Raw genomic sequence first — 26667 nt, 5'->3', positions numbered from 1 at the left:
AATACAATTTTTAAGCAGCATAGCATTTTAGAACTCATATTTTTATGGTTCTGTTTTTTTATTTAAACTGCACAATGCTAGCAGAATGCCCTTGGTTATATTGAAGATTTTAAAACCTTCCCGAAAATTCTGCATTTTTAACCGATTTTACCCCCTTAATACCGGTTTTTAAACAGTACTTTTTGCCATTCTCTTTTAAGAATAAGCACGCAAACCGCTTGCGCAATTTTGTCTACCTCCTGCTCTGGTACCTCTTTTACAGAGCGTTCTGGCACATCTATAGCGTAGAGTAAATTGAGATAAGATTCAAAATTTGTGGTTATAAGCTCAAACAGTAATGCAACCAGTCTTCGTACCAAAGACTTTGGCGTGGTGGAGTCATTAAAATTTTCATCTATCGCTGCTCGAGAAAAATCTTTGTTTATCTGAAGCACCAGATCCTGATACAAATTTTCAGCCTGAGCATTATCAAGTATTTTTTCGGCTTGTAAAGTGGTATTCATAAAAATAAAGCTACACCGTACGCTTCATTAATGCAAGTCCGAAATCTCTTAAAATTTCTTTTTTGTTATTTTCTATATCAATTTGATCAAGAACAGAAAAAGCACGTTGTGTGTATTTTTTAATCTCTTCCTGTGTGGCCAGCGCTGCACCAGAATCTACAAACAACTGCTTTACAGCTTCAATTTTGCCGGTGGGATCTGGCGGATTGATACTATATAAATGCTGAAGTTGCAGGGCCTCACTTTTATCTAATTTTTGAAGCGCGGTGAGATACAAAAATGTCTTTTTGTTTTCGATTATATCGCCACCTACTTGTTTACCAAAAGTAAGCGGATCACCAAATGCATCGAGATAATCATCCTGTAGCTGAAAAGCAATACCTAAATCTCTTCCAAAATTATAAATAGCATCTCTACAGGATTGAGAGGCATTTGCTACGATCGCTCCCATCTCAAGCGAAGCACCTAAAAGCACAGCCGTTTTAAACTGAATCATTTTTAAATACTCTGCTATGGTAACATCATCTCTTGTCTCAAAATCTACATCATACTGCTGCCCCTCACAAACCTCTATAGCCGTTTTAGAAAACAGTTTTGCAAGATCTTTAAAAGTGTTACCGTCATAATTCTCAAATAATTGGTAAGCATTTATAAGCATGGCATCTCCAGAAAGAATCCCTGTATTGATGTCCCATTTCTCATGCACCGTTTCCTGGCCGCGACGCAAAGGAGCATCATCCATAATATCATCATGCACCAAAGAAAAATTATGAAATACCTCAACCGCAAGGGCTGCGTCAAGCGCTTTTTCATAAGAAGCATCAAAAATCTCTGCGGTCATTAATGTAAGAACAGGTCGCAACCTTTTTCCTCCTAATTTGAGAATATACAGAATGGGCTCATAGAGGTTTGCTGGATCTTTCAGGTAGATCTTGCTCTCCAGATATTCATTAAAAGCTTCAGTATAATCAGGTATTGAACGCATGCTTAATTTTTTGGCTAAAATAAGACACCCGCTTCAAAGAATGGTAATTATTTAAAAATAGCCCTTTTTCACCCGATTTTACCTCATAATAAGCCGATTTTCAGAATAACTCAGTTCCCATTCTGGTAGCATCTTTAAATAATTGTAAAACTTTGGAAACTTTTTTGGTTTTTATAGTTTCCTAAAACTATATTTGCACAAAATATGGAAGAGAAAATTTTACATAAAGCGGCAGACATGTTTTTGAACCTGGGGTTTAAAAGCGTGACTATGGATGATATCGCTCACGAAATGGGAATTTCTAAAAAGACGATCTATACGCATTTTGAGACGAAAATAAAATTAGTAGAGAAAGTCACCTTTTACCTTTACGAGACCGTATATCAAGGTATTTCCGAAATAATTTCCCGTGATCTCAACGTGATCGAAGAATTATTTGCTATTAAAGATTTTGCATTGAATTATCTAAAAGATGAAAAATCATCTCCGGTTTTTCAATTGCAGAAATACTATCCCAAGATTTATAAGAAAGTTCACAACCAGCAGGTCAAACTTATGACCACTTGTGTTACAGAAAATCTTGAACGGGGAATAGCAACTGGTTTTTATCGACCCAAGATCAAAGTTTGTTTTGTTTCTAAACTCTATTACATGTGTACAATGGGAATTAAAAATCCCGAAATATTCCCCCCTCATGATTTTATAATAAAAGATGTTACCTCAGACTACCTTGATTATCACCTCAGAGCGATATCAACCCCCAAAGGATTAGAAATACTACAACAATTCACCAATGAAAAATAAGTTTAACAGCATAAAAAAGGTCTTTACCCTTATTGCCATCATAACATTTGGTTGCACATACGGGCAAGACACCATCCCGTTGCAAGACACGCAATTTAGCCTGGAAGAGGCAATTATTTATGGCCTTGAGCACAATTATTCTGCAAATAATGCGCGTACAGATATTGCAATCGCACTAAAACAAAAATGGGAAATAATAGCACAGGGTCTGCCACAAATTAGTGGCGCAGCTAACTACCAGAATCAGCTGGTACAACCTGTTACTTTTATACCCGGTGTGATCGCCGGTGGAGAAGCGGGCACATTTATCCCCGTGACATTTGGCACAAAGCAAAGCCTTAATGCCATCGCAACCTGGGATCAATTAATCTTTGACGGGTCTTATATAGTAGGTGTACAATCTGCCAAGACACTTTTAAAGATTTCAGAAAACGCTAAGGTTAAAACAGACCTTGAGTTAAAAGAAGAAATTATTAATGCCTATGGCAATGTGCTGCTGGCCGAAGAGAGCGTGGCTATTTTGAAAAAGAACCTTTCATCCCTTCAAAAAAATTATGAGGACACTCGTAAAATATTTGAGAATGGTCTGGCCGAAGAAGAAGATGTTGAGCAGTTGCAAATAACACTTATTGGCCTTCAAAGCAATCTGGACAATGCGGTGCGTATGCAGTCAATCGCTTCAGACATGCTAAAAGTAACACTTGGCATTCCGTTAGATTATAACATTTCGGTCACAGATGATCTTGACGAACTCGCAATGCAATATTTTGACCTTTCGCTATTGCGAAAAAGTATAAGTGTAGAAGATAATATAGATTACCGCATTGCAGAAGATCAAGCAAATCAAGCTGAAATTTTAGTAAAACTCGAGAAAAGTAAATCCCTGCCTAAACTTACTGCTTATCTTAATTACGGCGTGCAGGGCAACAGTGAGAAATTCACATTCTTTAGTGATAATCAGCGCTACTTTGATCAATCAATTCTGGGAGTAAACCTTAGCGTTCCCGTTTTTAGCAGCGGTATGCGCAATGCACGTACTGCACAGCAGGAACTGGCTTACAAGCAAAAGCTAGAAGATCTTGAAGAAACCAGAAACCGAGTTAAACTGCAGATCTCTTCGGCCCAAAATGATTATCAGTTTAGTTTAGATAATTATGACAATCAAAAGAAAAATCTGGCTCTTGCCGAAAGAATTGAGAACAAAAACCAAATAAAATTCTTTGAAGGTATCGCCACAAGTTTTGAGCTGAGTGAAGCTCAAAGACAACTTTACCAGGCTCAACAAAATTACCTGCAAGCCATGCTAGACGTTATCACAAATAAGGCAACCCTAGAAAAAGTGCTTGACACTACAGAATATCAACCCAAAGAACGCAATTAATAGCTTTTACCATCATGAAAAAATTTATAACCCTATTTATACTCGCAGTACTTGCAATTTCTTGCGGAAACAAAGAAGAATCTGTTGATGATCTTATTGAAAACGGGGACTTAGGCAAACTTCGCTCTAAGAAAACTGAATTAGTAGATCAACAAACGGCGCTTAAACTTCAATTAGATAAACTTAACGCTGCAATAGATAAAAAAGATCCACGCACTCGCATCGCTCTGGTAACTACAACCACCCTAAAAGATTCTACTTTCAAACATTATATAGAAGTACAGGGTAATGTAAATACAGATCAGAACATTATTATATATCCTGAGTTTTCTGGTATTCTAACACGTGTGTTTGTAAAAGAAGGTGATCGTGTAAAGAAGGGGCAATTGCTTGCTAAAATTGATGACAACGGTATGAGCAGCCAGCTGGCAAGACAGGAGGCTCAAACAGCTTTAGCAAAAACGACTTTTGAGCGTCAAAAACGCCTGTGGGATCAAAAAATCGGTTCAGAAATTCAATATCTGGAATCAAAAACTAACTACGAAGCTTCAAAAGCAGCCACAGATCAATTACGTTCTCAGGTAAATAAAGCAAATATTACAGCGCCTTTTAGCGGTGTAATAGATGATATTATCGCAGAACAGGGACAAGTTGTTACGCAGGGACAATCACAGGTTATGCGACTTATCAATCTTGATGATATGTATGTAGACGCATCAATCCCAGAAAGCTTTTTAGGAAGTGTAAAGCAGGGTACAGAAGTTAAAATAGAACTTGCTTCATTAGGCAAAGAATACACCGGCAAGGTAAGACAGGTAGCAAGTTTTGTGAGCCCAGACAACCGTACGTTTAGTATTAAGATAGCGATACCCAATGCAGATCAGGCTGTAAAGCCCAATCTAATTGCTACCGTAAAAATAAATGACTACACGGCAGATAAAGCGCTTACCGTTCCTTCAAATGTTATTCAGGAAAATGCGGCCGGAGAAAGTATTGCTTATGTGTATGAGCCAAAAACAGATTCTACCGGTATTGCAAAACAAGTGATTCTGGAGAAAGGATATTCTTATGGCGATCAAATCGAGATCAAATCAGGTCTTGAAGTTGGGCAGACCTTAATATTAGAAGGAGCACGTTCTATAAGAGACGGTCAGGAAGTGACATCAGAAAATCAGGCTAACATTCAGTAAAAATGGCTAAAAACACGTACAAAGAATTTAAGCTCTCTTCATGGGCCATAGATAACAAGATGACCGTCTATGTTATCACCGCGATCATTTTTCTAGCCGGTCTTGCAGCTTACTATAGTATGCCCAGAGAGGCATTTCCTGAGGTTGTTGAGACTAAAATATATGTTAGCTCTGTAAACCCGGGTAACGCGGCAGAAGATGTTGAGAAATTTATTACAGAACCGCTCGAAGAGGAGTTTAATAATATAGCTGGCGTTAAAGAGATCACCTCTACTACGCTTCAGGATTATTCTATAGTTATTGTAGAATTTGAAGAAGATGTTGATGTTGATCTCGCTAAAACGAAAGTAAAAGACAAAGTAGATCTCGTAAAAGCAGAAACTACCTGGCCTACCCTTGACAATGGTGCTAAGGTAGAACCTAACGTTTTTGATCTCAATATTTCTGAAGAGATGCCCATCCTGAATATCAATCTTACGGGCGATTTTCAAGTGCAGCAGCTTAAGGATTATGCAGAGCATCTTCAGGAAAAGATAGAACTGCTTCCGCAAATTAAAGAAGCTACCATACGCGGCGCCGAAGATCAGGAGATCGAGGTTGCTGTTGATGTTTACAAAATGGCCGCTTCTAAAGTGAGTTTTGACAACATTATTAATTCAATTCGCTCAGAGAACAACACAATTTCCGGTGGTAACGTGGTTGCAAACGGATTGCGCAAGAACATTCGCGTACTTGGCGAAATAGAAGACCCGGCAGAACTTGGCAACATAGTAGTAAAAAGAGATGGTGGTAACATTTATCTACGTGATATCGCAGACATCCGCCTGAAAGAAAAAGACAATACCACGTATGCCAGAGAATATGGCAAGCCTGTTGTTATGCTCGATGTTAAGAAACGTGCAGGTAAGAACATGATCGAGGCTGTTGAGCAGATTAAAGAGATCGTGGCGGCAGAACAGGATAATTACTACCCGGAATCGTTACATATTTCACTTACAAATGACCAGTCTATCAAGACCGAAAATCAGGTAAATGATCTGGTAAATAACATCATTTTTGGTGTTATCCTGGTAGTTCTTGTATTGATGTTCTTCTTAGGTTTTAGAAATGCACTCTTTGTAGGTTTTGCTATCCCCCTGTCAATGTTCATGTCGTTGATGATCCTTTCTGGGATGGGACTTACATTAAACACAATGGTACTTTTTGGCCTTGTAATGGGTCTGGGGATGCTGGTAGACAACGGTATTGTGGTTGTTGAAAATATCTACTCATTAATGGATCAGGGCATGCCACGAATGAAAGCTGCCAAACAAGGTATGGGCGAGATCGCTTGGCCTATTATTGCTTCTACCGCTACTACTCTTGCGGCATTCTTCCCCTTAGGTTTATGGCCGGGGACGATAGGTAAATTTATGGTATACTTCCCTATTACGCTATCGGTTGTATTGAGTTCGTCTTTATTTGTAGCATTAGTGATCAACTCGATGCTTACTTCTAAGTTTATGAAAGTCACAGAAGAAGAGCTTTCTAAGAAAAAACTCATTCGCACCAGCGCGATTTTAGCCGGTGTTGGGGCGATTTTATTGATCGCAGGGTTTGTTTTAGACTTTGGCTCTTTTAGAGGACTAGGAAATTTATTGATCCTGTTTGCAATTTTGTTATGGGCATATAAATATTTTCTGGCAGGAGCTGTTTATTACTTTCAATATAAAGCGCTTAAAAGATTAGAAGATTTTTATGCACGGTTTTTAAAGTACGCTTTGCGCGGAAGAAAAGCCTACGTGTTTCTTATAAGCACATTTGCACTGCTAATACTGTCTTTTATTCTCGTAGGCATAGCACAACCCAAAGTTTTGTTTTTTCCGGAAAATGAACCTAATCAGATCATTACATATATAGAATATCCTGAAGGTACAGATATTTCAAAAACCAATGAACTCACTAAAAAAGTTGAGCAACGCATATTTGATGCTATAAAAAAATATCAGGATCCTGACGGGTATAATTATATGGTAGAGAGCGCAATTTCTCAGGTAGGTCAGGGAGCTGGTAATCCACAAACAGATGGGGGCCAAAGCAATGAAATGCCACACAAAGGGAAAGTAACCTTATCTATGCGTGATTTTAAATTGCGCCGAGGTGTAAAAAGTAGCCAGGTTCTTACCGAAGTGCGACAAGCCGTTAAAGGCTTTCCGGGAGCGTCTATAATCGTAGAGAAAGATGCAGCCGGCCCTCCTACCGGTTATCCTGTAAATATTGAATTGCGCGGTGAAGATTACGGGCAGATGCTTGTAGAAGCAGATAAGATGCGCTCGTACATCGCAGAACTGGGAATTAGCGGTATAGAAGAGCTAAAAATCGACGTAAACAGGTCAAAAACCGAACTTGGTGTTACGGTAAACAGACAAAAAGCTGGTCAATTAGGCGTTTCTACTGCGGCAGTTGGGCAGACCTTGAGACGTTCTGTTTACGGGGAAGAAGCTTCTACATACAAAGATGGTGATGATGATATTGAGATAAATGTGCGGTTTAATGATAAATATCGTTACGATGAGAATGCTTTATTCAATCAGCCGGTAACATTTAGAAATAATCAGGGTAATCTAATTCAGGTGCCTATTTCTGCACTGGTAGAAAAAAATACAACTTCCGCATTTAGCGCTATAAAGCGAAAGGACTTAAAACGTGTTATCACGGTATATTCTAATGTGCTAGAAGGCTACAACCCTACAGAGATTGTAACACAGCTTAAACAGGAACTGCAAGGTTATGACCTTCCGGAAGGCATTAGCTATCAATTTACCGGTCAGCAGGAGAAACAAGCAGAGAATATGGATTTCTTACTTATGGCTTTATTTATTGCTATGGGTGCGATACTTCTTATTCTTGTTGCCCAGTTTAACTCCATATCTAAGCCTATAATTATCCTTATTTCAATTGTACTTAGTCTAGCGGGTGTATTCTTAGGTCTTGTTATTTTCAGTATGGATTTTGTCGTGATAATGACCATGATGGGAATTATTTCGCTAGCGGGAATCGTAGTGAATAATGCGATCGTTCTTATTGATTACACTCAAATTCTTATCGACCGCAAGAAAGAAGATTTAAATATGGAAGAGGATGATCTGCTTACTAAGCAGCAGTATTTTGAACTTATTGTTGCCGGTGGTAAATCGCGTCTTAGGCCCGTATTACTTACTGCAATCACAACCGTATTAGGACTTATTCCTTTGGCCGTTGGTTTAAACATTGATTTCTTCGGTCTGTTTACAGATTACGATCCGGGCATATACATTGGTGGTGACAACGTGATCTTCTGGGGACCTCTTGCCTGGACGGTAATTTTCGGACTCGTATTTGCCACTTTCCTTACGCTGGTTATTGTACCGGTAATGTTCTATTTAGTAAACAGAGCTAAGGTGAGGTTTGCAGATAAGAAAAAGAAAAGACAGGCAGACAAAGAGCTTGTTCCAGCTGAATAAGTAAATTTAAACATATTAAAAAACAGGAAAAGCAGGAGTAAAATCCTGCTTTTTTTATGCAAAATCAGCTTTTGAACTAATTACCAGAAAGTGCAAACAATTTTTTGTCACTTAAAACCCCTCAATCCCTTTATCTTCTTAAATTTGCACCTCACAAATTGAAACAATGTACAGAACGCATAATAATGGCGCTTTAAGAGCAGAAAATATTGGTGAAACAGTAACCCTTTCCGGCTGGGTTCAAAAATCCAGAGATAAAGGTTTTATGATTTGGGTTGACCTGCGTGATCGTTACGGAATCACTCAGCTCATTTTTGATGAAGAACGCACTCCCGCAGAAGTAATGGAACAAGCCAGAACACTGGGTCGCGAGTTCGTAGTACAAATAAAAGGCAGCGTTATAGAAAGGGAATCTAAAAACCCTAAAATGCCTACAGGCGATATTGAGATTTTAGTAGAAGATCTTATTCTTCTTAACGAGGCAAAAACTCCGCCTTTTACGATAGAAGATAAAACTGACGGTGGCGAAGATCTGCGCATGAAATACAGATATCTTGACATACGTCGAAATCCTGTAAAAGAAAAACTCATCTTTAGACATAAAGTAACTATTGCTGTGCGTAATTATTTGTCAGATCAGGGTTTCATAGAGGTTGAAACGCCGTATTTAATAAAATCTACTCCAGAAGGTGCTCGCGATTTTGTCGTGCCAAGCCGTATGAATGAAGGGCAGTTTTATGCCTTACCGCAATCACCACAAACTTTTAAGCAATTGCTAATGGTAGGTGGCATGGATAAATATTTTCAAATTGTGAAATGTTTCCGTGATGAGGATTTGCGTGCAGATCGCCAGCCAGAATTTACACAGATTGACTGTGAGATGGCATTTGTTGAGCAGGAAGATATTCTAAACATTTTTGAAGGTCTTACCAAGCATTTATTAAAGGAAGTAAACGGTTTTGAAATCGAAAACTTCCCCCGTATGACCTATGACGAAGCAATGAAGCGTTATGGAAATGATAAACCAGATATACGTTTTGGGATGGAATTTGGTGAACTTAACGCCGTCGCACAGCATAAGGAATTTAATGTTTTTAATCAGGCAGAATTAGTTGTTGGGATTGCCGTACCCGGCGGAGCTTCTTATACCAGAAAAGAAATTGATAAACTTATAGATTGGGTAAAGCGTCCTCAGGTAGGAGCGCTTGGCATGGTTTACGTAAAATATAATGAAGACGGAAGTTTTAAATCTTCTGTAGATAAGTTTTACGATGAAGCAGATCTCGCACAATGGGCAGAAAAAACCGGCGCAAAACCGGGTGACCTCATCTGTGTACTTTCTGGTGCGGCAGATAAGACAAGAACTCAGCTTAGCGCTTTGCGTATGGAACTTGCAGAACAACTTGGTTTGCGTAAGGCAGATGAATTTGCTCCGCTTTGGGTTGTAGACTTTCCACTTTTAGAATGGGATGAGGAGACTGAAAGATATCATGCAATGCACCACCCTTTTACTTCGCCAAAACCCGGCCAGATGGAACTGCTTAATACAGATCCCGGCGCCGTGAAAGCAAATGCTTATGATCTCGTTTTAAACGGAAATGAAATAGGCGGTGGCTCAATACGTATTCACGATAGCGCTACACAAGCCAAGATGTTTGATTATCTGGGTTTCACCCCTGAAGAAGCTAGAAATCAATTTGGCTTCTTGATGGATGCCTTTCAGTACGGCGCCCCACCACATGGCGGTTTAGCCTTTGGTCTTGACAGACTGGTTGCTATTTTAGGCGGTCAGGAAACGATACGTGATTTTATCGCTTTCCCTAAAAACAATGCGGGAAGAGACGTTATGATAGACGCCCCTGCAAAAATTGACGAAGCACAGTTAAAAGAGCTTAATCTAAAAATCACCTTATAAACACTAAAAATCGGGATAAAACACCCGATTTTTAGCTTGATATATTACAAAAGAAAAGCCCGGCAAATTGCCGGGCTTTCTTATTTTGAGGCTAATTAAAATAAATCTTAGTTATCACGTGTCCAACCTGCACCCCATGTTGCAAAATCAATATCAGTAGCATTACCATCGCCAGAGATAAATTCAGCTTCAGTGAAAGTTTCAGTTGTTTCGTTTTCTAATTTCGTAGTAACGTTTACAAAATTTACATCAGTAACAGAAAGATCACCATCAAGAACACCTTGTCCCGTTGGGCTGTTTGTTGCATCACCTACAATGTGGTAAGCAAGTGCAAAATCTTCAATAATCATATTACTAAAAACACCTTGAGTTCCTGCTCTTAAACGTACAGCTTCACCTTCACCAGCACCCACGATATGAATGTTAGATACAGTAGGCTTAGAGAAATATACAGGATCTGAGTTGTTACCTATATCAGTATTGAAACCATCTGCTTCTATACCTTTATCATGTTCTGCACCTTGTACGATGTAAACATTGTTTAGCTGGCCAGAGAAACCTTCAGTCCAGTCAACAGAATCATCCTGTGCACCTGTAACATAGATATAATTTACATTTACAGTACCACCAAAGAATTCCATACCATCATCTTTACCTTCGTAAGCCTGAATGTGATCTACAACAGTATTGTTACCTACACCGTAGAAAGAGAAGCCGTTGTTTTCTGAAGAGCTATCTGCAGCACCACCAGAATATTCTATACGTAGATATTTAATGATACCAGAATAATCACCAGGATCTGTACCACCGTAAGGAAGACCACCTATTTCTGAAGTAGAAGTTGCGTTACCAGATACAGAGTTAATAGGTGCTTTACCTAATAAGATAAGACCACCCCAATCACCAGCTACCGGAGCAGCAGAAGCAGAAGTAAGAACAATAGGTTCACTTGCAGTACCCTGAGCATCTATAGTAGCTCCCTGAGAAATAGCAATAAATACACTTGCACCGCTACTTGCTTTTATGGTCATACCTGCAGGAATAGTCAATTTTGTACCTGGAGCCATGATAAGACCACCAGTTAAAGTATACGTGTTGATAGGATCAAGTACTAAATCTGAAGTCTTTGTACCCTGAAGATTTATTTCTTCTCCTGTAGGATCTGGTTCTTCACCACCCCCAGTATCACCATTATTGACAGTGGTAGTACTATTATCGGTATTATTAATAACTATTTCAGCGGTGTCATCAGCTTCACAAGAGGCAAGAAGCATTGCCGCCAGCGTCAAACCTGTAAATAAATAATTTGTCTTCATCGATTTAAGTGTATTTAATTAATTTTTGTTCTAGTTGTTAAAATTTATATTTCACAGCAAGACCCAAGTCTATACCACGTTTATAAGTTGAGGTAATTATATCTCCTGTAGATTCTGCTCTAAAGAACTGAATGTCTGGATCAAGAATATTTTTAGCGCTTAGATTAACTTCCCAGTCTGACCCTAATTCGTTTCTAAAAACGAAATCTAAATTGTGTACTCCTTTTTCTACAATGTTGCCTAGTTGACCAGATCCTAATGCATCAATACGGTCATCAAAATAGGAGTAGATCAGGTTAGCAACCGGTTTGTAACTTCCAAAATTTGTTGGGCTATAATTTAAATCGGCATTGATAAGAAAAGGTGAAGCTCCCTGCAATTCATCTGTACGATCAAGGGTCGAAGTATAAAGAGACCCATTAGAGCTTTTTAGTTTTTGTTCTGTATACATATAGGTAGCGTTCACGCCAAGAGAAAGATTAGCCTGATCATCTTCATCGGCTATCAAATTCTTTCTTAGCTCAAGCTCTACACCGTAAACATTTGCTTTGTCACCTGTTCTAAAGTAACGCTGAGTTCCCGTTGCATCATTAGCAATTACTTTGTTGATCGGGTCTTTGATTTCTTTAGCGAAACCTGCAAGCGAAACCAATTCACTTTTTCCAAAGAACCACTCGTATTTAAGATCATAGTTAAAAATGTCTGAGATAGCAGGATCTTCCAGAAGATCAGGATTACCACCTACACGTTGAGTTACATCTTCATAAACAAAAGGAGCAACTTCTTTAAATTCTGGGAAAGAAACTGTTTTAGAAAAAGAGAATCTTAAGTTAGAATCGTCTGTTAAAGCATACTTCACATTTAAACTTGGCAGATAAAAGTTATCATAACTTTCTGCATAACCATCATCTGTATCTGGCAGGTTAATTACATCATAAGCGATAGACTGCTTAAAAGATTCAACGCGCACACCAGGTACAAATAACCATTTACCTGTGGTAATTTCTGCATTGAGGTAACCTGCATGAATATCTAGGTTACCTTTATATGTGTTTTCTGCAAGACCAGGATAGTTTCTGTTCCCTATACCTAAATCTGGTGCAATAGGGTTAAAAACATACGTATCATATACCTTTCCTAAATTAGGAACATTAAAAATATCATCAAGATTGTTGATGTCTGTAACCTGTGTTCTTGGTTGTACAAGATCATAACCATAGCGTATGTTTTCAAAATAGCGCTCTTTTCTACGACCGTTGTAACCAAAGTTTACTTTTATATTTTCGCTGGCTGTGTATTCAAGGTTGATTCTACTATTAAGCTCTTCATCTTCAATATCCTGAAAGTACCTTTGGTTATCAAAGTTTGTGTTGTTATAGAAAGATGGATTTGTAGTAGGATCATCGTCAAGTGCAAAGTCATAGTTTTCTAATGAAAATCTCTTTCTGTCAGGTTGATGCGAAAAAACCTTATTATAACCTACACCCCATGAAACTTCAAATTTATCATCTATCTGACTGATACCAGATATCTGATTTACGAAGATCATATCTTCATTAAACTGAATATTTCGCACAAAGAATCCTTTGTTTGAGTTTAATTGAGCATCTCTGTTCGCACCTGTACCATCAATTCCATAATCACCTACAACATCTGATGAGCTGTTTAGGAATAAAGAATTGAAACTTATTCTGTGTTTGCTGTTAATGCGATAGATAATATTTGCCATCGCCGTAGTTGTTGTATTATACTCAAACTCCTCAACGTCGTCAAAACGTTGTTTGTATACAGTTGTGTAATCTGCGGCAGAACCTCTGCGGTACTCATACCCATTTGCAAAAGAAGCTGTAGCGAAAAGGCTTAAACGTGTCTCATCGCCAAAATCAAAAGAAGTTCCTCCAGAAATAGAACCATTAATATTAATAGGTTCGCCTCCATTTACAGGATCTACAGGGTGCGATAAAACCACAGCAAATGGGTTATTGTCATAACGGTTATAAAAACCAAAATATCCTGTGCCTTCACTTCTTACAAAATTCTTATCGTAAGCTCTGGTATTAATACCGCTTCCTAAATCAATATCTAAAAATCCGCGGCCTTTATAATCTTTAGAGATCACATCAATATTACTCGCTGCAAAATCGCCATAGAATTTTGTAGAATACGCTTTACTTACAGATACATTCTGAATTATATCTGAAGGAAAAAGATCAAGATCTATATTCTTTTTCTCAATATCATTAGATGGTAATGAAAGGCCATTGTAAGTAGTATTTAGATAACGATCACCCAGACCTCTTACATATACATTACCGCCCCCCTGCTGTTTAGATACACCAGAAATTTTTGCAATAGCAGCTGCAGCATCACTTACACCTTTTCGCGCAAGCTCATCTGCACCTATTGTTTGTTGTATAGCAACGGCATTCTTTTGCTCTAATAACAGAGCTACCTCAGATTCTCTTGATACTGTTGTAGTAATTACCACTTCATCGAGTGCTGCAGCGGTTGCACCTAAACCTGTATTTACTGTTGTAACTTTTCCTGCTTCTACAGTAACATTGGGTATCTCGAGAGTTTCGTAACCCACAAAACTAAAAACCAGAGTATATACTCCGGGATCTACACCTTCTATTTGATAAAGACCGTCAAAGTCTGTTGTTGTTCCTTTTGTTGTACCCTGTAATTGTACTGTTGCAAAAGGTAAAGGCTCATTATTTACCTCTTTATCACTCAGTACACCTACTATACTTCCCTTATCTTGTGCCTGAGCATAAAATGCTCCCAGGAATAATAGTAAAAACAGATAGATTTGTCTCATTGTTAGTTTAATTTGTCGATGCAAAATAACAGCACGGTTGTAAAGCCTTTGTTACCTCAGTATTAAACAAGGGTCACCTTTGCGTTATCTAAATGTTAACAGCATTTACCATAAAACCTAACTGCCTAAAAGGGAGAGCGGAGCCAAAAAATGTATCTTGCACCAAAATTTTACAGATATGATGAAGTGGGAGCAACTTTTATCTCTTAAGCGATATGGTGATTCTTCTAAAAGAATAAGAAAGGAACAGGACGAGACCCGCCTGGGTTTTGAAGTTGATTATGACAGGGTTATTTTCTCCTCCTACTTTCGAAGCTTACAAGATAAAACACAGGTTATTCCGCTTTCTAAAACTGACTTTGTTCACACCAGACTTACACATAGCCTTGAGGTTTCTGTTGTAGGCCGCTCGCTGGGCCGACTTGTAGGTAAGGAGATCATTAAAAAATATCCTTATTTAGAGAAAGTGCATGAATATAAATTCAATGATTTTGGAGCGATCGTAGCTGCAGCATCTTTAGCGCACGATATCGGCAATCCCCCATTTGGCCATTCTGGCGAAAAGGCAATTGGTGAATATTTTAAAAATGGGCAGGGTAGAAAATATAAAGATCTGCTTTCTGAAGTAGAGTATCAGGATCTTATAAAATTTGAAGGTAATGCAAATGGTTTTAGACTGCTGTCAGAAAGTAAACCTGGGGCGGCAGGAGGTTTACGCCTCTCGTATGCAACTTTAGGTGCCTTTATGAAATACCCTAAAGAATCACTACCTTACAGACCCACCACACATGTAGCAGATAAGAAATATGGTTTCTTTCAATCTGAAAAAGAGTTTTTTACTGAAATTGCCAATGAGCTTGGTCTATTAAAAACCGGCAAAGACGAGTCTGTAAGTTATACAAGACATCCGCTGGCTTATTTAGTAGAAGCTGCAGATGATATTTGCTATACTATAATCGATTTTGAAGATGGCATAAATCTTGGTTTAATCCCAGAAGAGTACGCATTAGAATATTTAATTAATCTAGTAGGTAAAACTATAGACAGATCTAAATATAATATTCTTACCACCACAGCAGATCGTGTAAGTTACCTTAGGGCTCTTACTATTAATACTTTAATCAATGAGGCGGTAGAAAATTTTATGCTTTATGAAGATGATATCCTCGCAGGAACTTTTGGCTCTTCTTTAATAGATAAAAGTAAATATCAGGCTCAAATTACAGATATTATAAACCTGAGTGTAGAGCGTATTTACAATAGCAGAGAAGTAATAGAGAAAGAAATTGCTGGTTACGAGATTCTTACAACGCTACTGGATGCACGTTGTAAGATCATGAATGAAACTTCATCGCATTACGAGAATTTGATAAGTAAATTATTTGGTAAAAACCATATAGAAGAACAGACCGTATATAATAAACTACTTAAAAGCTGTACTGATGTATCTATAATGACAGACAGTAAAGCTTTGAGAATATATAAGAAAATTAAGGGTATGGATGTTAAATAATCTCAATTGAGAAAGTTTTAGTTCATTTTATTTAATATTGTACACTTTGACAAATTGAAAGAATACCATGAAAAAAAATTACGCATTGTGTATTACGATGCTGCTTATTACACTCGGTAACGTTGTATATGCCCAAAACAGCCGGGCGATAATTAATAGTTACCTTAATTCTAATGCAAAGAGTGTTTCTTCTCAAACCATAGAATGGGAAATTACTGATGAAATAAAAAACACCAAGACCAACTCGGTTTCTGTTTATGCACAGCAGCAATTTAATGGTATTGACATCTATAAAGCTAAAAGCACATTTACTTTAAAAAACAATAAAGTACTTTATGCTGCAGATGGTTTTTTAAATCTGTCTAATCTTAAAAAATCTTCAACGTCTCCTGCATTATCGCCGTTACAAGCCGTACAATCGGCTGCTTCAAGTTTAAAACTTGGTAACGTAAAAAATCTGAAAATTACTGAAGGCGTTAGTTCTAAAGAATTTATTCTAAACAATGGCGGCATCTCGGTCGATCCTATTCCGGTTAAACTTATTTATATCGTCAAAGAAAAAGGTAACCTTCAACTGGCGTGGAATTTAAGTATACATACCCTTTCTGGCGAGCATTGGTGGAGTGCTAAAGTTGACGCTTCATCAGGAGAGATTATTTCTCTAAATGACTGGGTCCTTAACTGCACATTTGAAGGTCATAATCATAACAAAGTAGCCCGTGAAAATTCGGTAAATTTGTTTAAAAAATCAGCCTTTTCTGCCTCAAAATCCATTGCAAATGCTGTTTTTTCTGGTGAGCAATATTTAGTTTTCCCGCTACCATTAGAAAGTCCGTTAGATGGTGATCGCCAACTCATAACCGAGCCTCACAATGAGATCGCTTCCCCACTTGCATGGCATGATGTAGATGGTGTGGAAGGACCAGAATTTACCATCACACGAGGAAATAATGTTTGGGCTTTTGACTATACCAATGATGATGGTTTCACAGGTGAATCACCAGATGGTGGCCAAGCTCTTGATTTTTCGTATGACCTTGATTTTAATAATCAACCTATAACTTATCTCAACGCTTCTATCACCAACTTGTTCTATACGAGCAATACCGTACATGATATTGTTTACCATTATGGCTTTGATGAGGAAAGTGGCAACTTTCAGGCTAGTAATTACGATAGAGGACTCAAAGACGATACTGGCGCAGCAATTGGTGAGGATGATTATGTACTCGCATTTGGGCAGGATGCAACTGGTTTAAATAATGCTTCATTTGCTACACCTCCAGATGGGGAAAGCCCCTATCTACGAATGTTCTTGTGGAGTGCTGTGGGTCCCGCAGGAAAACCTCTTACCATCAATTCCCCGTCTAATTTGGCCCAGAATATTGAAGCTTATCCAGCCGATTTTGGACCAACGCTTTCAAGTAAACCTATTACAGCAAACCTGGCTTTGGTAATAGATGATAATGCTTCAGAAGAATCTTCAGATCCTTATGATGCCTGCGATAAAATAACCAACACACTTGATATAGGAAGTCAGATTGCAGTACTGCGCAGAGGCGTTTGTAATTTTACTGATAAAATACTAAAAGCGCAAGATGCTGGGGCTAAGGCCGTAATCGTAGTTAATAATGATGCTGCAAGCGGGATTTTTGCAATGGGAGGAGATGACAGCACGATCAAAATACCTTCTATCATGATCTCAAAAGCAGATGGTGACCCTATCATTAATGCCTTAGCTGCCGGAACCATAATAAATGTTTCATTAGTAGACAAAGGCCCCTATAGAAAAGATGGCGACCTGGATAATCTTATAATCGCTCATGAATATGGTCATGGTATTTCTAACCGACTTACAGGCGGACCCTCTGAAGCAGATTGTCTTGAAGTCTGTGCATCAAGAGATAGTGATGGTAATTGTCTGGAAAGAAGTATTACCGAACAGATGGGTGAAGGCTGGTCAGACTTTCTAGGTTTAGTAATTACTATGAAACCAGGTGATACAGGTAATAAATCAAGAGCTATTGGTAATTATGTTACTAATGATGAGACTTCAGGTTTAGGCATTCGGCCGGTGCCATACAGCACAAATATGGCTATAGACACGTTAACTTATGGCGATACAAATAATACTGAAAAGATATCAGCACCTCATGGTATAGGGACAGTTTGGGCCTCTATGTTATGGGATATAACTTGGGATCTGGTAAATATTTATGGCTTTGACCCAGATGTTTATAATGGTACAGGTGGTAATAATATGGCGCTGCAACTTGTAATGCAGGGAATGAAATTACAACCTTGTCAACCTGGTTTTATAGATGGGCGTGATGCAATTTTAGCTGCAGATGACTTACTTTATGAAGGCAAACACAAATGTTTAATATATCAAGCTTTCGCTAGAAGAGGTTTGGGTCTTAGTGCAAATCAGGGGCGCGCAACACTACGCACAGATCAGGTTGAAGCTTTTGACGTTCCGCCGGAATATGAGGGTGATTGCCTGCTTGGTGTAGATGATCAGAACATTCAGGACAAGGCGTTCCGTGTCTATCCTAATCCTACGGCCGGCAATATCAATATTGCTATTACGGGAAGTTTAGGAGACGGCTCAATATCTATATATGATATTAACGGAAGAAAAGTATACAGCGCAACTAAAGAATTAAATGGAATTTTAACGTTAAACCCGGGACAGTTAGCTAAAGGGATCTATCTTATAAAAGTTGAAAATAAAAACTCTTCGGTTACTCGAAAACTTATGATCAAGTAATAGCTGATTTTAGACCATTTTTAACCGATTTTCAATCAATGTAGTGAGGTTTTTAGAGGTTAGTCCACATAAATCATAGAGTTGGCCTACGGTGCCTTGCTCAATAAAATGATCTGGTATACCTAAGATTTCTAACTTACCTGTGTATTCTTTCTCAGCCGAATATTCTGCAACAGCGCTGCCAAATCCACCAGATTTGATACCGTCTTCAAGCGTGATTACGTAGCTGTATTTTCTAAAAATATGGTCAAGGGTTTCAAAATCCAATGGCTTGATAAAACCAAAATAATAAACGGCAACTTCACCTTCAAAGGGAGTTGCCGCTTCTATTGCCAGCTGTGTCATATTTCCCGTCGCCAATAGTGCAACATGAGAACCTTCAACAAGTTTTTCAGCTTTCGCGAAAGCAATTTTAGAAAAGGGTTTTTTCCAGTCTATGGTAATTCCTTTTCCGCGCGGATATCTTATAGCGATAGGATGCTCAAGACCTAATTGTGCCGTGTACATGATATTACGTAGCATTTCTTCATTTCGCGGAGCATAAATTATCATATTGGGTATGCACCGTAAATAGGCAATATCAAAAATACCATGGTGTGTGGCTCCATCCTCGCCTACTAATCCGGCTCTGTCAAGGCAAAAAATAACAGGCAGATCCTGCAAAGCAACATCATGAATAACCTGATCGTACGCACGCTGTAAAAATGTGCTGTATATGTTGCAAAAAACGATGCTTCCCTGTGTCGCCATCCCTGCCGCCAGCGTTACCGCATGTTGCTCTGCTATACCCACATCAAAAGCACGCTCAGGAAAAACACTCATCATATATTTTAACGAACTGCCGGTAGGCATCGCCGGAGTTATTCCAATAATATTTTTATTCTTTTTAGCCAGTTCCACTAAGGTTTCACCAAATACATCCTGATATTTTGGCGGCTCAACAGCATCTGATTTTGGCTTCAATTCGCCCGTTTTTGCATCAAATTTACCGGGTGCGTGGTATTTTATTTGATCATCTTCGGCTTGTTTTAAACCTTTCCCTTTTGTTGTGATTACATGTAAAAATTTAGGACCATCTATTTTCTTTAGAACTTGCAGTATTTCTAAAAGCTTATCAATATCATGCCCGTCTACCGGGCCAAAATATTTAAAATTCAAAGCTTCAAATATATTTTCCTGCCGCTGGCTCCCAGATTTTACATTAGTGAGATATCGCTTAAGAGCCCCCACACTAGGGTCTATACCTATGGCATTATCATTTAAAATCACCAGTAAATTAGCATTTGTAACACCTGCATGATTTAAACCTTCAAAAGCCATCCCGCTGGCAATAGAAGCATCGCCTATTACCGCAATGTGCTGTCTTTTAATATGACCTTGTAGTTGTGCCGAAATTGCCATACCTAAAGCAGCAGAAATAGAAGTGCTTGAATGACCGGTACCAAAAGTATCATACTCACTTTCCTTTATTTTTGGGAAACCACTAATACCACCTAATTGCCTGTTTGTATCAAAAATATCCCGTCTCCCGGTGAGGATTTTATGCCCATACGCCTGATGCCCAACATCCCAAATAATCCTGTCATCAGGAGTGTTAAAGATGTAATGCAGTGCGATTGTAAGTTCTACCACACCAAGGCTTGCGCCCAAATGTCCTTCTTTTGTGGCTACTATATTTATAATGAATTGCCTCAATTCTGTGGCCAATTCTGGCAGGTCACTTGTATTAAGTTTTCTAAGATCTTTAGGATCATCTATGAGTTGTAAAAAACGATCTGGCATAGGAACAAAGGTAGCCGAAAATCAAGAATTCTAAAGCAGTCTGTGAAGCAGGAATATAAATTTGATTTAAAATATACGGCTTGAACGAAATTGTAAATAGGAGGTTTGTATTTTTATGATCTACAATTAAAAGCATGGCATTGATACAACCTTTTGATGATTCTTACTTTATGAAAAAAGCATTGCAGGAAGCTGAAGTCGCATATGACCTGGGCGAAATTCCTGTGGGAGCAATTGTTGTCGCAAACAATACTATTATTGCTCGGTCACATAATCTTACCGAAAGACTTAACGATGTAACTGCTCATGCAGAAATGCAGACAATAACCGCTGCCGCAAATTACCTGGGCGGGAAATATTTAACTAATTGTACCATGTACATTACCCTGGAACCTTGCCAAATGTGCGCGGGTGCTTTGTACTGGAGCCAGATATCTCGCATAGTATTTGCCGCTGCAGATGATGTGCGTGGTTATCGCAAAATGGGAACGCAATTACATCCTAAAACTAAAATCACAGAAGGTATTCTGGAAAAAGAAGCATCCCAACTATTAAAACGCTTTTTTATAGAAAAACGAAATCTTAATTAATTCTTTTTTCGTCACCCTGAAACTGCTCAGCATTATATCAGTAATTAATTTAGAACTAAACAATTCTATTCTGATTTTACTACCTCTGTTTCAGGTATTGTCTTTTTAGCATAATTCACGTCAAAAAAGGTGTACATCTTCTCAAAATCGGTCAAACGACGGCTAAAATCGGAGAAATCACGGCTATTTTTAGGAGACCAAACCACCTCAGCAAGTGCAGTCATACGCGGTAAAATCATATATTCTACGTAATCTTCAGAATCCATATATTCTGTCCAGACATTTGCCTGAGCTCCCAGAATATGTTGTGCTTCCTCATCGGTGAGTTCTTCTGGTGTGGGTTCATAACCATATACTTTTTCTAAAGGCAGAAAACCACCTATTGCAAGCGGTTCATCATCAGGATTTGCCTGATATTTATCAAAATAGCAAAAATCTCCCGGTGTCATGATCACGTCGTGTCTTTGTTTCGCGGCAGCGATACCACCATCAATACCTCTCCAGGACATTACTGTTGCATTTGGCGCAAGCCCGCCTTCTAATATTTCATCCCAGCCTATGATGCTTTTCCCCTTTGTATTTGCAAATTTCTCGATGCGTTGTATAAAATAACTTTGTAGTTCATGTTCATCCTGCAAATTATTATCTGCTATTTTCTTCTGGCAATTTGGGCAGCGCTCCCAATTAGCTTTAGGGCTTTCATCACCACCTATATGAATGTAATGAGATGGGAAAAGCTCCATAACTTCTGTGAGTACATTTTCTAAAAATGTAAAGGTTTCTTCTTTACCCGCGCAATACACATCATCAAAAACTCCCCAGGTTTCCTGAACTATTTTTGGCGTCCCGTTCTGTTGAAATTCTCTGCCTTTTTTAGACATCATATCATTACCTACAACGGTTTTCTCATCGGGAAAACAGCTTAAATAAGGATAGGCAGCAATAGCGGCGCTGCTGTGACCCGGTAATTCAATTTCAGGAATAATTGTAACATGTCGCGCCTGTGCATACTTTACCACCTCTTTAATTTCATCCTGAGTATAGAAGCCACCATATTCTTGTTGATCATTCTCTGTTCCCGGATTATGCCCTACAATTGTTCCATTTCTAAAACCACCCACTTCTGTAAGTTTAGGATATTGTTTTATCTCAATGCGCCAGCCCTGATCTTCTGTTAAGTGCCAGTGAAAGGTATTCATCTTATGCAAAGCGATGAGGTCTATGTATTTTTTTACAAAATCTACCGGAAAAAAGTGACGGCTCACATCTAAGTGCATACCGCGATAAACATACCGAGGAAAATCTGTGATCGCAACAGCAGGTATCGTTTCTTTATCATCATTGATCAATTGTCTCAATGACTGTATACCGTAAAATATGCCGCTTCCGTCTTTTGCAACTATAGTTACACTTTCGGGATTTACAAGCAGCTTATAACCTTCTTTATTTTCAATAGTATCATCGAGTTGTAATGTGATTAAACGATCTGAGAAATTAGCCTCGTCAACAATTTTAATATCCTTGCCTGTTACATCCTTTAATAATTCCTGCAAATAAGTTGCTTCCTGAGAAAGTTGCGGGTCTGCCGTTAGTGTAGTCTCCTTAGTTAGATGAAACTGCCCCATATCTGGCACAAGCTCTACAGGCTTAGGTATAATAGCATAATCTTCTGGTTCATTCTCTGTTTCCTGGTAAGAGTTTGCGCAGCTCGCCAGACTAAATACACAAAAAAGCAGGATTATACTTCTCATAATTTTAACGGTTTAAAACAATAAATTAATAGAAAATGGTGGTTTACCAGTAAATATCGGTAATATCTTCGTATAAATCAGAATTTTGAACCTGTCAAACTTTGTATTTTAGCTTAAAAGTTTTCATTTATGAAAAACACGATTGCAGAACGTATTTATGACTTTTTAAAGCGATATCCTCCTTTTGTATTTCTTGACGAACAAAGTTTGCTGGAAATCGCAGGCCAGGTAAAGGTGATCTATTTCGAAAAAGACAAAGCTGTTTTTAAAGAAAAAGAGAAGAATCACGGGATGTTCTATGTTGTAAAAGATGGCGCTGTGCGTGTACTGCGAACAAAAGATAACCAGCAGCAGATCGTAGATATTTGTGATGAGGGCGATATTTTTGGTCTACGCCCCTTAATTACTAAAGAAGATTATCAACTTACTGCAATGGCAAATGAAGAATGCATTATTTATGGCGTGCCCATAGATCTGTTTTTGCCTATCGCTTTAGATAACAAATCTGTAAGCAATTTTCTTATAGCCAGTTTCGCATCAAATGTGAGCGACCCCTATTCTCTTGAAGAAAGCGGCAAATTGTTTACCGAATATAGCGTAGAACGCAATAGCGAATTATTTGATCTCCAAAAAGCGAGGTACACTAAAAACCCCGTAACCTGCCCTCCGGATACGCTCATTAAAGATGCAGCAAGCATGATGTCTATAAGGCACATAGGCTCTATAATTGTCACTTTAGACAAAAAACCGGTTGGTATTATCACAAATCGGGATTTGAGAAATACGATCGCAACAGGCCAACATGCGGTCACAGAACCTGTAAAAAATATAATGAGTTCTCCTGTACGTTGTTTTCAGAAAGGACCCACGGTGGCGCAGGCGCAGCTTATTATGTTGAAGAATGACATCAATCATTTATGTATTACAGAAGATGGTACTCCAGATACAGAACTGCTGGGATTGATCACACAGCAGGATCTTGTTGTTTCATTTGCAAATAATCCCGTTGTTCTAATTAAAGAAGTAAAACGTGCAAAAAATGGTAAATCTCTTCGTGAAGTGCGCATTAAAGTATCTGAACTTCTTAAAAAATACCTCGACCAAAACCTGCCTTTATCGCATATCTTAAATATTTTAAACGAAATAAACTATGCAGTGACCGTACGGGCAATAGAGCTTGCGCTGAAAAAAATGCCTTCTGCCCCACCCTGCAAATATGCATGGTTAGCATTAGGCAGTCAGGGACGCAAAGAGCAATTGCTGTTGACAGATCAGGACAATGCAATAGTTTTTGAAGATGTACCTGAAGATGAGTATGAAGACGCAAAAGCTTATTTTCTCGAGTTAGCCCGCCTGGTAACAACAACTTTACACAAAGTAGGATACGCCTACTGCCCGGCAGATATGATGGCAAGCAACCCAAGATGGTGCCAGTCTCTGCAGGAATGGAAATCACAATTCAGTAACTGGATATCATCCCCCAGCCCTGAGAGTTTACTGCTGTCTGCAATATTTTTTGATTATAGTTATGTACATGGCGATACACCGCTGGTAACAGAACTTTCAGACAGTATTTTTAAAGTGCTTGAATCTAATTCAATATTTTACCGGCATATGGCTCAGGATGCGACTAAGAGTCCGTCACCGCTGGGATTCTTTAGACAACTTCTGGTAGAAAGCGATGGTGAGCACAAAGATTTTTTCGACATTAAAGCCAGAGCGCTTATGCCACTTATTGATGCGGCGCGAGTTCTAAGTCTGCATAATAAAGTGCGCAATATCAACAACACCGCCGGGAGGTTTGAACGGCTTGCAGAACTCGATCCTAACAATAAAGAAGTTTATGAAGGTTGCTCTTATGCGTTTAAGGCTTTGTTGAAATTTAGAACTAAACAAGGTATTCTTCATAACGATTCCGGGCGGTTTATAGAATTGGCTACCTTGAGCAAAGCTGAAAAACTAAAGCTCAAACGCTGCTTTAAACCTATACGTGATATTCAGGAAATTCTAAAGATTAGATATCAATTGAGTTAATATGATCAAACTACCCTTTTGGAACAACAGAAACAAGAACGCACCAGATTTTTACAAGCAATATTCGGCCCATTTTGTTAACCAAAAAGCACAACTTCTTGAAAATACACGTTATGTGGTTTTTGACACAGAAACCACAGGGCTTGACTATAGAAAAGACCGTATTCTAAGTATTGGCGCCGTAAGTCTTACCGGGAATACAATTGATGTTTCAGACGCGCTGGAAATCTATGTGCAGCAAGATGTTTTTAATGAAGAATCTGTCGCAATTCATGGTATTTTAAAACATGGCAAATACTACAGCATTTCTGAAGAAGAAGCTATAAAGCGATTTATCGCTTACATTGGCAATTCGGTATTAGTGGGGCATCATGTAGGCTTTGATGTGCGCATGGTAAATTATGCTTTAAAAAGATTGGGAGCTCCTAAACTTAAGAACCAATTGCTGGACACGGGTACTTTATATAAGAAAACTATACACGCCGTAAACGTGGTCTCACAAGAAAAACATTACAGTCTTGATGAGTTGTGTGCAGATCTTAAAATAGAAAAGACAGACCGGCATAAAGCTTCTGGTGACGCGTATATAACAGCGATGGCATTTCTTAAAATTAAAAGCCGTCTCCTAAAAACAGGTAAATTCACTAAAAAAGAGCTTTACAAGGCTCGATAAGCTAATCTTAGTTTATATGATCTTCTGCCAGTAGTTGATCTGCTAATTGTTTCAGGTTATTTTCTTTGAGAAAAGGCTTTTCGGTTTTTGCCCTAATATGGGCGATTTTTGAGGCAAAAGGCACGTTTTCTTCTTTACTCAAACGATTTAGATGCTCATCAAAACAATTGTAAAGTATGCCGTTTAATGAAGTGTCTATACCGCCGGCGTTGAATTTTGAGATCAGTTTTTTACAGCACGAAAGAAAAAGTTGAGGGTGACCAGAAAGACTGCTTACAACCGTATTAAAATATTCTAAAACATCCTCACCACTATGCGTTTCGCAAATGCTTACAGCATCATTAGACTCATTGTCCGGGCGAAATATCCAAAGGTTTTTTGCTATAAATTTGCTATAATCCTCATCTGCCAGGTAGTAGACATCAAGTCCCAAACCAGTACTTATCACAAATACATCTGCACCTAAAGCACGCACCAGAAAGTTTAAAAAATCCTCCTCACGATCTGGCGTAAGTAGTCGCTTTCGCTTATAGCCCTTGTTTCTAAAGCGTACAGAATGTAATCGTACTAATTTGCTGGTGCTAGTCATTTTCTTCAATTAAGTTAACAATCTCTTCAAGACCTTGCATACGTGCATGATCTGCGGCGCTTTGCCCTCTCCCGTCTTTCACATCTCTGTCTGCACCTTTTGCCAATAACAATTCTACAATGTCTTTTTGGTTAAAAGTAGCAGCATAAATTAGAGCGGTGGCGCCATTAAAATTGATGCAGTTAACATCTGCCCCGCTATCAATTAACAGTTTTGCCATTTCAGGGTAACCTTTAAAGCAAACACCCATTAGAGCTGTGTTGCCAGAGGCATCCTGCGCGTTTATATTTTTATCATGTTTAAGTATTTCTTCTGCTATATCAACGTGCCCGTAATAAGTAGCCAGCAGTAATGGTGATGACCCCCGCTGGTCTTTTGCGCTCGCTAATTCAGGATTATTGCTAAGTATATTGTGCACTGTCTCTTTGTCTTGAGAGCGTATGGCACTAAAAAGTTGTTCTGTTTCCATATAAATAAAAATAATGATTTTTAATCAAAAAAAGCGAGGTGCGATATTTAAATACCAGACCCCGCTAAGGTGAATAAAACCTAAAATAAATTGTCTGCT

The 26667-nt window shown here is 38.5% G+C and carries 18 protein-coding genes; 10 read left to right on the top strand and 8 right to left on the bottom strand.

The genetic code is table 11. From position 1 onward, the window contains the following. Positions 1-155: 155 nt before the first annotated feature. Positions 156-503: a hypothetical protein gene (locus ACH3O9_RS09280; RefSeq protein WP_416446555.1), complete on the bottom strand. Its 348-nt coding sequence runs from the start codon at positions 501-503 to the stop codon at positions 156-158. 10 nt (positions 504-513) lie between these two features. Beyond that, complete coding sequence (locus tag ACH3O9_RS09275) at positions 514-1488, bottom strand: polyprenyl synthetase family protein (protein WP_416446553.1); 975 nt, start codon at positions 1486-1488, stop codon at positions 514-516. 204 nt (positions 1489-1692) lie between these two features. Here ACH3O9_RS09275 and ACH3O9_RS09270 point away from each other — a divergent pair, with 204 nt between their 5' ends. From ACH3O9_RS09270 to aspS, 5 genes are all read left to right on the top strand, one after another. Further along, positions 1693-2292 (top strand): TetR/AcrR family transcriptional regulator, encoded by a 600-nt coding sequence (locus tag ACH3O9_RS09270; protein WP_416446551.1) that lies wholly within the window; start codon positions 1693-1695, stop codon positions 2290-2292. After that, positions 2282-3673 (top strand): TolC family protein, encoded by a 1392-nt coding sequence (locus ACH3O9_RS09265; protein WP_416446549.1) that lies wholly within the window; start codon positions 2282-2284, stop codon positions 3671-3673. The genes ACH3O9_RS09270 and ACH3O9_RS09265 overlap by 11 nt, the downstream gene beginning before the upstream one ends. Positions 3674-3687: 14 nt before the next feature. Then, positions 3688-4863 carry an efflux RND transporter periplasmic adaptor subunit gene (locus ACH3O9_RS09260; protein ID WP_416446547.1) on the top strand — a complete coding sequence of 392 codons (1176 nt, stop codon included), beginning with the start codon at positions 3688-3690 and terminating at the stop codon, positions 4861-4863. 2 nt (positions 4864-4865) lie between these two features. Then, the gene (locus ACH3O9_RS09255) at positions 4866-8345 is read left to right on the top strand and encodes an efflux RND transporter permease subunit (RefSeq protein ID WP_416446545.1); all 3480 of its coding nucleotides are present in this window, start codon (positions 4866-4868) and stop codon (positions 8343-8345) included. Positions 8346-8511: 166 nt separating this feature from the next. Beyond that, on the top strand, positions 8512-10260 hold the full coding sequence (aspS, locus tag ACH3O9_RS09250; RefSeq protein ID WP_416446543.1) for an aspartate--tRNA ligase: 1749 nt from the start codon (positions 8512-8514) through the stop codon (positions 10258-10260). Between the two features lie 107 nt (positions 10261-10367). On the opposite strand, the gene ACH3O9_RS09245 is transcribed toward aspS, so the two are convergent. Both ACH3O9_RS09245 and ACH3O9_RS09240 read right to left on the bottom strand, forming a co-directional pair. Beyond that, positions 10368-11576 carry a multidrug transporter gene (locus ACH3O9_RS09245; protein WP_416446541.1) on the bottom strand — a complete coding sequence of 403 codons (1209 nt, stop codon included), beginning with the start codon at positions 11574-11576 and terminating at the stop codon, positions 10368-10370. A gap of 37 nt (positions 11577-11613) precedes the next feature. Further along, a complete protein-coding gene (locus ACH3O9_RS09240) occupies positions 11614-14397 on the bottom strand; it encodes a TonB-dependent receptor domain-containing protein (protein ID WP_416446539.1) in 2784 nt (927 codons plus the stop codon). A 181-nt stretch (positions 14398-14578) separates the two neighbouring features. On the opposite strand from ACH3O9_RS09240, the gene dgt reads away from it, so the two are divergent. Continuing rightward, the gene (gene dgt / locus ACH3O9_RS09235) at positions 14579-15910 is read left to right on the top strand and encodes a dGTP triphosphohydrolase (RefSeq protein WP_416446661.1); all 1332 of its coding nucleotides are present in this window, start codon (positions 14579-14581) and stop codon (positions 15908-15910) included. Positions 15911-15977: 67 nt separating this feature from the next. Further along, on the top strand, positions 15978-18680 hold the full coding sequence (locus ACH3O9_RS09230; protein WP_416446537.1) for a T9SS-dependent M36 family metallopeptidase: 2703 nt from the start codon (positions 15978-15980) through the stop codon (positions 18678-18680). A 9-nt stretch (positions 18681-18689) separates the two neighbouring features. Here ACH3O9_RS09230 and ACH3O9_RS09225 read toward each other — a convergent pair whose 3' ends face one another. Next, positions 18690-20462: a 1-deoxy-D-xylulose-5-phosphate synthase gene (locus ACH3O9_RS09225; protein WP_416446535.1), complete on the bottom strand. Its 1773-nt coding sequence runs from the start codon at positions 20460-20462 to the stop codon at positions 18690-18692. 140 nt (positions 20463-20602) lie between these two features. Here ACH3O9_RS09225 and ACH3O9_RS09220 point away from each other — a divergent pair, with 140 nt between their 5' ends. Beyond that, positions 20603-21052, top strand: coding sequence for a nucleoside deaminase (locus tag ACH3O9_RS09220; RefSeq protein WP_416446658.1), 450 nt, complete (start codon positions 20603-20605; stop codon positions 21050-21052). 65 nt (positions 21053-21117) lie between these two features. Here ACH3O9_RS09220 and ACH3O9_RS09215 read toward each other — a convergent pair whose 3' ends face one another. After that, positions 21118-22803 carry a beta-N-acetylhexosaminidase gene (locus tag ACH3O9_RS09215; protein ID WP_416446533.1) on the bottom strand — a complete coding sequence of 562 codons (1686 nt, stop codon included), beginning with the start codon at positions 22801-22803 and terminating at the stop codon, positions 21118-21120. 129 nt (positions 22804-22932) lie between these two features. On the opposite strand from ACH3O9_RS09215, the gene ACH3O9_RS09210 reads away from it, so the two are divergent. Both ACH3O9_RS09210 and ACH3O9_RS09205 read left to right on the top strand, forming a co-directional pair. Continuing rightward, positions 22933-24837: a DUF294 nucleotidyltransferase-like domain-containing protein gene (locus tag ACH3O9_RS09210; protein ID WP_416446531.1), complete on the top strand. Its 1905-nt coding sequence runs from the start codon at positions 22933-22935 to the stop codon at positions 24835-24837. Between the two features lies 1 nt (position 24838). Beyond that, positions 24839-25510: a PolC-type DNA polymerase III gene (locus ACH3O9_RS09205; RefSeq protein ID WP_416446529.1), complete on the top strand. Its 672-nt coding sequence runs from the start codon at positions 24839-24841 to the stop codon at positions 25508-25510. A 7-nt stretch (positions 25511-25517) separates the two neighbouring features. Here ACH3O9_RS09205 and ACH3O9_RS09200 read toward each other — a convergent pair whose 3' ends face one another. Both ACH3O9_RS09200 and ACH3O9_RS09195 read right to left on the bottom strand, forming a co-directional pair. Beyond that, positions 25518-26099 carry a hypothetical protein gene (locus tag ACH3O9_RS09200; protein ID WP_416446527.1) on the bottom strand — a complete coding sequence of 194 codons (582 nt, stop codon included), beginning with the start codon at positions 26097-26099 and terminating at the stop codon, positions 25518-25520. Further along, on the bottom strand, positions 26092-26568 hold the full coding sequence (locus tag ACH3O9_RS09195; RefSeq protein ID WP_416446525.1) for an ankyrin repeat domain-containing protein: 477 nt from the start codon (positions 26566-26568) through the stop codon (positions 26092-26094). Before ACH3O9_RS09195 ends, ACH3O9_RS09200 begins: the two co-directional genes overlap by 8 nt. Between the last annotated feature and the right edge of the window lie 99 nt (positions 26569-26667).

The organism is Leeuwenhoekiella sp. A16 (assembly GCF_047946675.1).
Classification (GTDB): Bacteria; Bacteroidota; Bacteroidia; order Flavobacteriales; family Flavobacteriaceae; genus Leeuwenhoekiella.
Note: the sequence above shows the minus strand (reverse complement) of the source record. Positions and strands in the feature narration are given on the sequence as shown.

Excerpts from the sequence above, each read along its gene's own strand:
- ACH3O9_RS09280 (WP_416446555.1), bottom strand. The coding sequence starts at position 503 with ATGAATACCACTTTACAAGCCGAAAAAATACTTGATAATGCTCAGGCT.
- ACH3O9_RS09210 (WP_416446531.1), top strand. The coding sequence starts at position 22,933 with ATGAAAAACACGATTGCAGAACGTATTTATGACTTTTTAAAGCGATAT.
- ACH3O9_RS09255 (WP_416446545.1), top strand. The coding sequence starts at position 4,866 with ATGGCTAAAAACACGTACAAAGAATTTAAGCTCTCTTCATGGGCCATA.
- ACH3O9_RS09245 (WP_416446541.1), bottom strand. The coding sequence starts at position 11,576 with ATGAAGACAAATTATTTATTTACAGGTTTGACGCTGGCGGCAATGCTT.
- aspS (WP_416446543.1), top strand. The coding sequence starts at position 8,512 with ATGTACAGAACGCATAATAATGGCGCTTTAAGAGCAGAAAATATTGGT.
- ACH3O9_RS09260 (WP_416446547.1), top strand. The coding sequence starts at position 3,688 with ATGAAAAAATTTATAACCCTATTTATACTCGCAGTACTTGCAATTTCT.
- ACH3O9_RS09230 (WP_416446537.1), top strand. The coding sequence starts at position 15,978 with ATGAAAAAAAATTACGCATTGTGTATTACGATGCTGCTTATTACACTC.
- dgt (WP_416446661.1), top strand. The coding sequence starts at position 14,579 with ATGAAGTGGGAGCAACTTTTATCTCTTAAGCGATATGGTGATTCTTCT.
- ACH3O9_RS09215 (WP_416446533.1), bottom strand. The coding sequence starts at position 22,803 with ATGAGAAGTATAATCCTGCTTTTTTGTGTATTTAGTCTGGCGAGCTGC.
- ACH3O9_RS09200 (WP_416446527.1), bottom strand. The coding sequence starts at position 26,099 with ATGACTAGCACCAGCAAATTAGTACGATTACATTCTGTACGCTTTAGA.
- ACH3O9_RS09265 (WP_416446549.1), top strand. The coding sequence starts at position 2,282 with ATGAAAAATAAGTTTAACAGCATAAAAAAGGTCTTTACCCTTATTGCC.
- ACH3O9_RS09195 (WP_416446525.1), bottom strand. The coding sequence starts at position 26,568 with ATGGAAACAGAACAACTTTTTAGTGCCATACGCTCTCAAGACAAAGAG.
- ACH3O9_RS09240 (WP_416446539.1), bottom strand. The coding sequence starts at position 14,397 with ATGAGACAAATCTATCTGTTTTTACTATTATTCCTGGGAGCATTTTAT.
- ACH3O9_RS09270 (WP_416446551.1), top strand. The coding sequence starts at position 1,693 with ATGGAAGAGAAAATTTTACATAAAGCGGCAGACATGTTTTTGAACCTG.
- ACH3O9_RS09225 (WP_416446535.1), bottom strand. The coding sequence starts at position 20,462 with ATGCCAGATCGTTTTTTACAACTCATAGATGATCCTAAAGATCTTAGA.
- ACH3O9_RS09205 (WP_416446529.1), top strand. The coding sequence starts at position 24,839 with ATGATCAAACTACCCTTTTGGAACAACAGAAACAAGAACGCACCAGAT.
- ACH3O9_RS09275 (WP_416446553.1), bottom strand. The coding sequence starts at position 1,488 with ATGCGTTCAATACCTGATTATACTGAAGCTTTTAATGAATATCTGGAG.